The organism is Kitasatospora sp. NPDC058218 (assembly GCF_042882445.1).
In the GTDB taxonomy this organism is placed as follows: Bacteria; Actinomycetota; Actinomycetes; order Streptomycetales; family Streptomycetaceae; genus Kitasatospora.
Genome location: NZ_JBHVWC010000035.1, coordinates 91,021 through 100,075, shown reverse-complemented (window position 1 = coordinate 100,075; position 9,055 = coordinate 91,021). Strand labels below are relative to the sequence as shown.

Sequence of the window (9,055 nt, the reverse complement as noted above, 5' to 3'; positions counted from 1 at the left end):
CAGAGCCAGGGCCGCCCCGGAGCAGGCCATCGTCGTGGAGCTCCGCGCGGTTCCGGGCTCGCCGGTCGACATCGGCGGCTACTACCAGCCCGCCCCGGCCGCCGCGAGCAGCAGGAGGACGGCGGTGTTCACCCGCGGGTACATCAGCGCCGTCGCGACCACCTCGCGCAGGACGGCACTCGGCCAGTAGTACCCGGCCGTCGGCGCGCCGACGACCTGCCCGGGCACGCCCGCCCGGCGGGTGGTGACGGCGGAGCGGAGCACGTGGAAGCTGCTGGTCACCACGGTGCAGTGGTAGCCGGGCCGCTCGCGCTCCATCAGCTCCCGGCTGAAGGCGAGGTTCTCGGTGGTGTTGGTGGCCTTCTCCTCCAGCCGGATCCGCTCGCGCGGGCAGCCGGCGGCGACCAGGTGGGCGGCCATCGCCGAGGCCTCGGTGCAGCTCTCGTCCGGGCCCTTGCCGCCGGTCACCAGCAGCAGCGGCGCGTGCCCGGCCGCCTCCTCGGCCCGGTAGAGCGCCACCGCGCGGTCCAGCCGGGAGGCCAGCAGCGGCGGTACCTCGCAGCCGTCCAGGCCGGCGCCCAGCACCACCAGGTAGTCGGCGCCGGGCCGCGGGGCGAGCCGCCGGTACAGCAGGGTGTAGCCGAGGAAGCAGAGCAGCAGGAACGCGCCGTAGCCGCCGAGCAGCACGGCGGCGCCGGCCGCCGCCCGCAGCGCCCGGACGCTGAGGTAGGTGGCCGAGAGCAGCAGTGCCAGCAGGGCGAGCAGGGCCGCGCCGGCGAGCAGCGCCAGCAGGCTGGCCGGCCGGGTTCCCTCCCGCCGGACCATGGTGACCCCGTTGGCCACCAGCAGGGCCGCCGCCACCAGCCCGCTCAGCCAGACCGCGCCCGCCACCGCGGCCGTGACGGCGCTCGCGGCCGGCGAGGAGAAGTGGCCGACCGCGCTCACCGTGCCGAGCGCCGCGCAGACGCCGATCAGCCCGAGCAGCACCCCGTTGCCGAACCGTCGTGGCTCCTGGATCCGGGAGAGCAGTACCACGGCGAGCAGGGCGGCCATCAGAAGGGCTTGCATGCCCGGATCCTAGGCACAGACGACCGGGCGCCGCCGACTGCCGGGCGGGCCCGGCGGGCGGCGGCGCAGGTGGCGGGGTGGAGCGCAGGGGGTGGCCCGGGCCGGCCGGGGGAGCCGCACCCCTCCTCCGGGGCGGGCCCGGAGACGACGAGACCCCCGCCCGGTGGGCGGGGGTCTCGGGGCGGTCGGGGGCGGTCAGCCGGCGTCGGCCGCCGGGGCGGGGCGCTGACCGCGCTTGTCCAGCGAGGCCAGATAGGCGTTGTACGCGGCCAGCTCGGCGTCACCGCTGCGGTCCTCGGCGCGGTCCCGGCGGCGGGACACCCGCTGCTCGGAGCGCATCCACTGGTAGACCAGCGCGATCAGCACGATCGCGGTCGGGATCTCGCCGAACGCCCAGGTGATGCCGCCGGCCAGCTTCTGGTCGTCCAGCAGCTTCGTCCCGGGCGGCGCGCCCTCCTCGGTGAAGGTGGTCACCAGCGGGTGGCTGGCCATCATCACCGCGACGCCGAAGAAGGCGTGGAACGGCATCCCCATGAACAGCTCGATGATCCGCATCACGTGGCCCGGCCGGTGCGGACCCGGGTCGACGCCCATGATCGGCCAGAAGAACGCCAGCCCGGCGGCCAGGAAGTGCACCATCATGAAGATGTGCCCGAGCCGGTACTGCATGAGGAAGTCGAACAGCGGGGTGAAGTAGACCCCGTAGAGGCTCGCGATGAACAGCGGGATGGTGAAGCCCGGGTGCGAGATCACCTTCACGTAGGTGCTGTGCAGCAGGGCCACCAGCAGCTCGCGCGGCCCGCGCGGGCGGCCCTTGCCGGTTGGGCGCAGCGCCCGCAGCGCCAGCGTGATGGGCGCGCCGAGCAGCAGCAGGATCGGCGACAGCATGGAGAGCACCATGTGCTGCATCATGTGCGCGCTGAACAGCACCATGCCGTAGTCGTTCAGCCCGGTGCAGGTGACCAGGATCACCGAGCCGATGCCCGCCGCCCAGCCGACCGACCGGCCGATCGGCCAGCGGTCACCACGCCGGTACAGCCGGACGACGCCCGCGCCGTACAGCGCCAGGGCGGCCAGGCTGCCGATCAGGAACACCCAGTCGGGGGACCAGGTCATGACGTTGGAGAGGGAGAACGGGCCCAGCTCTGCCATTCCGCCGTGGTGGTGCATCCCTGACATTCCGTCGCCCATCGGCGGGTCCTGCTTTCCCTCGTCACGGGCCCTGGGTGGGTCCGGTTCGCCCGTTTTGCTTGCCTCCACAGCCTAGGCGGGCCTTACTCCGGGGCTTCCCCCACCCCCTGGTTCGGCCGGGCGGGCCGGGGCGGCGCGCCGGTCGCCGACCGTGCGCCGCCCCGACCGTTCCGCGGGTGTCGATCAGGAGCCGTGGGTGTTCTTCAGGCAGAAGTCCTTGTCGGTGACGTGCTCCGTCAGGTAGCCCGCGTCGAGGAGGCCCGCGACGTCGAAGGTCGCCAGGTCCGGGTCGGCCGGCTTGAGGTCCGGGTCGAGCCACTGCTGGAGGCCGTTGCCCGGCTGGGAGAACGCCCCCGCGATGTGGCCCTGCTGGACCTTGAACGGCTTCTTCACCTCGAAGCAGTGGTAGTTGGCGTCACCGCCGTTGAGCGAGTCGGGCGGGAGGGCGCGCTGGGGGAACGGCGTGCCGCCGGGGGCCAGGAACCTGCCGCGGGCGTTGCCCCCGAAGCGGTCCAGCTTCTTCCCGGGCTGCAGCAGCTGCTCGGTCATGTCGAGGTCGCCGCCGTTGTCGGTGAAGCCCATGTGGTCCGGGTACTTCCAGCCCCGCCAGTCCCGGTACCAGTCCAGGAACCGCGCCGGCGTCACCCCGCCCAGCCGGTCGTAGTCCACCAGCAGCCGCTTCACCACCGGGTCCGTCGGCAGGACGGCCGGGCCGAGTTCGACCCGTGTGCAGAGGTACTTCTCCGCACCGGCGTCGAAGACCTTCGGAACGTTGTCGCACTCCGCGATCGGCACCCGCTGGGAGGAGGACGACTGGGCGACGGCGGTACCGGTGGCGGCCAACCCGGTGAGGGGCAGGACGACCGCCATCGTGAAGGCGGCGAGAGCGGGGTTGCGCATGGGCGGTTCCGTTCGGGAGGGGGAGCGGGGGCGCCGTGGCCGACGGCTCGTACGAGCCCGGTGGCGATGAGCACACGCACCGTCGCACAGGGTCACACCGTTTGTGCGCGGATGACCCGCTCGCCCCCGCTGTGCCCACTCGTTCGGGCTCATGGCCGTCGGCCACGGTCCGTACTCGCGAGCCGGGCCCTCGGGTCGGCGGTGCGCCCGAAGGTCACGGGCCTGCTCCCCGCTCCCCGCTCCCCGCTCCCGTGTCCCGGTTCGGCGGGCCGGCCCCCTCCGCGCTCGGTCCGTGGGACCGGAGGGGGCCGCCGCTCGGCTCAGAGGCCCTGCCAGGCGGGCTTGGCCGCGTAGGTGTCCCGGAAGTAGTCGGCGAGCTTGAGGCCGGAGGCGGCCGCCTCGTCGACGACGACGGTGGCGTGCGGGTGCAGCTGCAGGGCCGAGGCGGGCACCATCGCGGACAGCGGGCCCTCCACGGCGAGGGCGACGGCCTCGGCCTTGGCCTCACCGGTGGCGAGCAGTACGAGGTGGCGGGCCTCCAGGATGGTGCCGATGCCCTGGGTGAGCACGTGGTGCGGGACGTCGTCGAGGCTGTCGAAGAACCGGGCGTTGTCCTCGCGGGTCTGCCGGGTCAGCGTCTTGATGCGGGTGCGGGAGGCGAGCGACGAGCACGGCTCGTTGAAGCCGATGTGGCCGTCGGTGCCGATGCCGAGCAGCTGGAGGTCGACGCCGCCGGCCTCGGCGAGCGCGCGGTCGTAGTCCGCCGCGGCCGCGGCGATGTCCTGCGCGTTGCCGTCGGGGCCCATGAAGGACGCCTCGGTCAGACCGAGCGGCCCCACGACCTCGCGAAGGACCACCGAGCGGTAGGACTCGGGGTGGCCGGCCGGGAGGCCGACGTACTCGTCCAGCTGGCAGACCCGTGCGCGGGAGGCGTCCAGCGTCCCGGCCTGGACCCGGGCGGCGAGGGCCTGGTAGATCGGCGTCGGGGTGGAGCCGGTCGCCACGCCGAGCAGGGCGTCGGGCTTGTCGGTCAGCAGATCGGCGATCGCCGCGGCGATGAGGCTGCCTCCGGCGGCGGCGTCGGGCACGATCACGATTTCCATACTGATGCACCATTTCGGGACTCGACATAGAGGTCTAGACCATTCTGTCGTGATCTCCGCCCTCAGGTCCACTCCGCTCCCGGAGGTGTTCGCGGTCGTGGTCGGCGAGGCCGCTCGGTGGCCTCGTCCGGAAGGTCCCCGGCGGCGAGATCCGGGCCGCCGGGGACCCCGTCCCGTTCACCGATCCCGACGGCGCCACGGCACCGACCTGCCCTGGCCTTCGAGGTCGCGGGCCCGGTGGTCCTGGAGTCGCGCGCCGGAGCGGGTGGCCTGCGGGCGCTCCCTCAGGGCGCCTCCGCCGGTCGCGAGTTGGCGGAAGCGCCGCTTGAGGGCGGCGCTCCGGTTCGTGTGCCGGGCGGCCGGCCCGGTCCGCTCGCCTTCCGGGTCGCGAGCGCGAACATGGGCTGTTGTGTTGAGTCTTGTGGGTTGTTGATTGGTGCAATATCATATGTCACCACCGCCGGAGGCCGGGGTTCCACCGATCACCCCGCGCCAGTGCCTCGCCGGCGGCGACCCCGCAGAGTGTCGTCATGTTCCCCCACCGCATTGCCTGTTGGCGCCTGCGTGTCCTTGCTCGACACCTCGGTGAGCCAGAGCTCAGAGCCGCTCCACCCAACCCCCACCAGCCGTGGCCGGGCCCGCCGACAGGGCGGCCCCTGCCCGCGGCACACTCACCCCCTCGGGAAGTCCCCACATGCGCACATCGCCACATCGCGTCGCCGGCATGCTGGCCGCCATGGCCCTCGCCGCCTCCGGCCTCGGCGCGACCACCCTGGTCGCCGCCGCCCCGGCCGCCGCCCTCGGCAACGGCAACGCCCTGACCCCGCCCATGGGGTGGAACTCCTGGAACAGCCTGGGCACCCAGGTCAACCAGACCCAGGTCAAGCAGACCATCGACTTCATGGCGGCCAACGGCCTGGTCCAGGCCGGCTACAACACCGTCACCATCGACGACGGCTGGTCGGTGCGCCACCGCGACGGCCAGACCACGGACTTCGCGAAGACCGCCGACAACGGCATGCAGCTGTACGACAACAACGGCAACCCGGTCTCCGGCACCGACGGCTCCGGCAACGACCCCACCAGCGGCCACCTGGTCCCCAACGCCGACCGGTTCCCCTCGCAGACCGTCAACGGCCGCACCGTGAACGGCATCCAGTACCTGGCCTGGTACGCGCACAGCAAGGGCATGAAGTTCGGCCTGTACGCCACCGCCACCTACACCACCTGCCAGGGCCACCCCGGCAGCCTCGGCCACGAGACCACTGACGCGAACGACTTCGTCGCCTGGGGCGTCGACTACGTCAAGTACGACGACTGCCCGTACGGCCCGACCATCGTCGGCCCCGACGGCTACAGCTACTACCCGCAGGGCGCGGGCAAGGAGCTCACCCAGTCCATCTACGCCCGGACGCAGACCTTCCAGCGGGCCCTGGACGCGGCGACCGCCGCCGCGGGCCGGCCGAAGGTGACCCTCAGCCTGTCCGCCCAGCCCGCCCACACCGGCATCCCCTACCTGCTGAACGCCAACGACCCGGCCCGCACCGACCCGCTGATCGTGGCCGCCGGCGTCCAGCCGCACCAGGCCGCCGGCTACTACCCCACCGGAGTGTGGTGCGGCCAGGTCGCCAACCTCTGCCGGATCGGCGGCGACCGCAACAGCGAGCTGGACGGCGTGCTCTACAACGGCCAGTTGCAGACCGCCCTGAAGTACCCGGGCAACGTCCACCCCGGCAGCTGGAACGACATGGACATGATGTTCGCCGGCTGGCAGGACCCGTACGGCGTCTGGGGCGTCACCGACACCAACAAGGGCAACAAGCCCTTCACCGACGACGAGTCGCGCACCGAGCTGTCCATCCTGTCGATGATGGCCGCCCCGCTCATCTCCGGCGCCGACCTGCGCGCCACCGCCGACGCGCAGCACACCGCGAACGGCTACACCTGGTCCACCGGGATCAACTCCTCGGCCCTGGCGCTGCTGAAGAACCCCGACATGATCGCCATCGACCAGGACAGCCTCGCCAAGCCCGCCACCCTCGTCGGCACCATGCCCAACTATCCCGCCTCGACCACGGCTCCGGTGATCCTCAAGCGTCAGCTCGCCAACGGTGACCTGGCCGTGGCCCTGATCAACCAGGACCCGAACAACTGGGCCATGCCCAGCGCCAGTTTCGCCGACCTCGGCGTGACCGGCTCCAGCTACTCCTACCGGGAGCTGTGGACCGGTGCCACCGGCACCACCACCGGCACCGTCGGCGGCAACTGGATCCCCGCGCACGGCGTCTCCCTCTACCGCATCGCCGGCGCGAGCATCGGCATGGGCGGCGGCACCGGCAACGGCGGCAACCGGGCGAGCGTCGTCGGCGACGGCAAGTACCACGCGATCAGCGCGGGCGGCACCGCCGGTCAGGCGCTCGAAGTCCAGGGCGGCTGCTACGCCTCGATCGGCGGCAACTCCGGCATCAACGCCTACCAGAGCGGCAACGCCGCCCAGCAGTGGCTGTTCACGCCCAACGCGGACGGCACCGTGACGATCACCGACAACTGCTACACCGCCACCCAGACGCACACCGTGCTCGCCGCCGGCGGCGGAGTCGGCAGCGCCTACCTGCTCAACCCCACGCCCAACAACCCCTGGCAGAAGTGGAAGGTCACCCAGAACGGCGCCGGCGCGCTGACCATCACCAACGTCGGCAACGGCCTGGTCCTGGACGTCGCCGCCACCACGGCCGGCTCGACCGGGATGACCAACCCGGCCAACTCGGCGGCTCCCGGCCAGAGCTGGACCGTCCTGTCCTGACGGCCCCCTGATCCGAACACGTCCGGGCCCGGCACGGCGCAGCACCGTGCCGGGCCCGGACGTCAGCCGGACTCGCCCCGGACCTCGCCACTGCGCACCACGCGCCCGGACGGCTCGCGGTGCCGCGTCAGCCCAGCGCGCGGTCGAGGTTGAAGGCGGCGCTGATCAGCGAGAGATGGGTGAAGGCCTGGGGGAAGTTGCCGAGCTGTTCGCCGGTCGGGCCGATCTCCTCGGCGAACAGGCCGAGGTGGTTGGCGTAGGTGAGCATCTTCTCGAAGGCGAGCCGGGCCTCCTCCAGCCGGCCTGCCCGGGCCAGTGCTTCGACGTACCAGAACGAGCAGATCGAGAAGGTGCCCTCGGGGCCGTGCAGGCCGTCCGGGCTGGTGGCCGGGTCGTAGCGGTAGACCAGCGAGTCGGAGACCAGGTCCGCGGTCAGCGCGTCCAGGGTGGAGAGCCACTTGGGGTCGGTGGGCGAGACGAACTTGGCCATCGGCATCATCAGGAGGGAGGCGTCGAGCACGTCGTCGTCCAGGGCCTGGACGAACGCGCCCCGCCGGGCCGACCAGCCGCGCTGCATGATCTGCCGGTAGATCGCGTCCCGGGACCGGCGCCAGCGGGGCAGGTCGGCCGGCAGACCGCGGCGGTTCGCCATCCGGATCGCCCGCTCCAGCGCCACCCAGCACATCAGCCGCGAGTACACGAAGTCCCGCCGGCCCGAGCGGGTCTCCCAGATTCCCTCGTCGGGCTGCTCCCAGTGCTCGCAGAGCCAGTCCGCCATCGCGCCGACCTCGTCCCAGCGGTCGCTGCTGATCGGCTGTCCCCACTTGTCGTACAGGTAGATCGAGTCGATCAGGGCACCGTAGATGTCCAGCTGGAGTTGGCCGGTGGCGGCGTTGCCGACCCGGACCGGTGCCGAGCCGAGGTAGCCCTCAAGGTGTGGCAGCTCGTACTCGGGCAGCTCGCTGCGCCCGTCGATGCCGTACATGATCTGCAGCGGGCCGGTCGCACCGCTGCCGCTCATGATGCCGCGCTCGTCGAGGAACCCCATGAACGCCTCGGCCTCCGAGGTGAACCCCAGACGCAGCATGGCGTAGACGCAGAAGGCCGCGTCGCGGACCCAGACGTAGCGGTAGTCCCAGTTGCGCTCGCCGCCGATCCGCTCGGGCAGGCTGGTGGTCGGTGCGGCGACGATCGCACCGGTCGGCGCGTAGGTGAGCAGCTTGAGCACCAGTGCGGAGCGGTTCACCATCTCGCGCCACCGTCCGTGGTAGCGCGAGCCGGCCAGCCAGTGACGCCAGAACCGGACGGTCGCCTCGGCCTGCTCCTGCGCCTCGGCGCGTGGACAGGACCGGGGGGCCACCTCGTCGTCGATCTGGTCGAGGGCGAACACGTGGGACTCGCCCTCAAGGAGCTTGAAGTGCGACCACACGTCCAGGCCGTCGCTCTCCAGCGGTGCGGTGGCGGTGAGCGCGAGCGTCAGTGACGGGGAGCGGAACAGCGCCTGGCGGCCTTCGAGGTGCGTGGTGTGCGCCTCGGCGCCGTAGCCGAACCGGGGGGCGATCCGAGCCCTGAAGGGGAGTGTTCCGCGGACGCAGAGCACGCGCCGGATCAGCCGGTGCCGGGCCGCCTCGTGCGACTCGTCCACCACGGGCATGAAGTCCTGGATCTCCGCCACCCCGTCCGCCGCGAAGAACCGCGTGATCAGTACGTTGGTGTCGGGGAAGTAGAACTGTCGGGTGCGTGTCTGGGCCTCGGCGGCCAACTCGAACGACCCGCCCCGGTCGGCGTCGAGGATGGACCCGAAGACGCTGGGCGAATCGAAGCGCGGGCAGCAGTACCAGTCGATGGTGCCGTTCGTGCCGACCAGGGCGGTGGTACGAAGATCGCCGATCAGGCCGTGTTCGGAGATCGGAATGTAGCGGCAGCTGTCCGCCTGCTCGAAAGTCGTGTCGAACGCCATGCCGGCCTCCCTGCCGCTGCGGCGCGGGCC

The 9,055-nt window shown here is 72.0% G+C and carries 6 protein-coding genes; 1 reads left to right on the top strand and 5 read right to left on the bottom strand.

What is annotated here, in order from left to right; all coding sequences use genetic code 11:
- Nucleotides 1-81 precede the first annotated feature (81 nt).
- The 4 genes from ACFVYI_RS22515 to nagB form a co-directional block, all read right to left on the bottom strand.
- Complete coding sequence (locus ACFVYI_RS22515; protein ID WP_387888346.1) at nt 82-1,068, bottom strand: YdcF family protein; 987 nt, start codon at nt 1,066-1,068, stop codon at nt 82-84.
- Between the two features lie 195 nt (nt 1,069-1,263).
- The gene (locus ACFVYI_RS22510) at nt 1,264-2,238 is read right to left on the bottom strand and encodes a cytochrome c oxidase assembly protein (protein ID WP_387888348.1); all 975 of its coding nucleotides are present in this window, start codon (nt 2,236-2,238) and stop codon (nt 1,264-1,266) included.
- Between the two features lie 204 nt (nt 2,239-2,442).
- Nucleotides 2,443-3,159: a TNT domain-containing protein gene (locus ACFVYI_RS22505; RefSeq protein WP_387888344.1), complete on the bottom strand. Its 717-nt coding sequence runs from the start codon at nt 3,157-3,159 to the stop codon at nt 2,443-2,445.
- 320 nt (nt 3,160-3,479) lie between these two features.
- Nucleotides 3,480-4,262, bottom strand: coding sequence for a glucosamine-6-phosphate deaminase (gene nagB / locus ACFVYI_RS22500; protein WP_387888342.1), 783 nt, complete (start codon nt 4,260-4,262; stop codon nt 3,480-3,482).
- Between the two features lie 694 nt (nt 4,263-4,956).
- Here nagB and ACFVYI_RS22495 point away from each other — a divergent pair.
- Nucleotides 4,957-7,065, top strand: coding sequence for an alpha-galactosidase (locus ACFVYI_RS22495; RefSeq protein WP_387888339.1), 2,109 nt, complete (start codon nt 4,957-4,959; stop codon nt 7,063-7,065).
- 127 nt (nt 7,066-7,192) lie between these two features.
- Here ACFVYI_RS22495 and ACFVYI_RS22490 read toward each other — a convergent pair whose 3' ends face one another.
- Complete coding sequence (locus tag ACFVYI_RS22490; RefSeq protein WP_387888337.1) at nt 7,193-9,025, bottom strand: glycoside hydrolase family 15 protein; 1,833 nt, start codon at nt 9,023-9,025, stop codon at nt 7,193-7,195.
- Nucleotides 9,026-9,055 lie beyond the last annotated feature (30 nt).

Bases quoted from the DNA above. Each gene is read 5' to 3' on its own strand.
- ACFVYI_RS22505 (WP_387888344.1), bottom strand. From the start codon at position 3,159: ATGCGCAACCCCGCTCTCGCCGCCTTCACGATGGCGGTCGTCCTGCCC.
- ACFVYI_RS22515 (WP_387888346.1), bottom strand. From the start codon at position 1,068: ATGCAAGCCCTTCTGATGGCCGCCCTGCTCGCCGTGGTACTGCTCTCC.
- ACFVYI_RS22490 (WP_387888337.1), bottom strand. From the start codon at position 9,025: ATGGCGTTCGACACGACTTTCGAGCAGGCGGACAGCTGCCGCTACATT.
- ACFVYI_RS22495 (WP_387888339.1), top strand. From the start codon at position 4,957: ATGCGCACATCGCCACATCGCGTCGCCGGCATGCTGGCCGCCATGGCC.
- nagB (WP_387888342.1), bottom strand. From the start codon at position 4,262: ATGGAAATCGTGATCGTGCCCGACGCCGCCGCCGGAGGCAGCCTCATC.
- ACFVYI_RS22510 (WP_387888348.1), bottom strand. From the start codon at position 2,238: ATGCACCACCACGGCGGAATGGCAGAGCTGGGCCCGTTCTCCCTCTCC.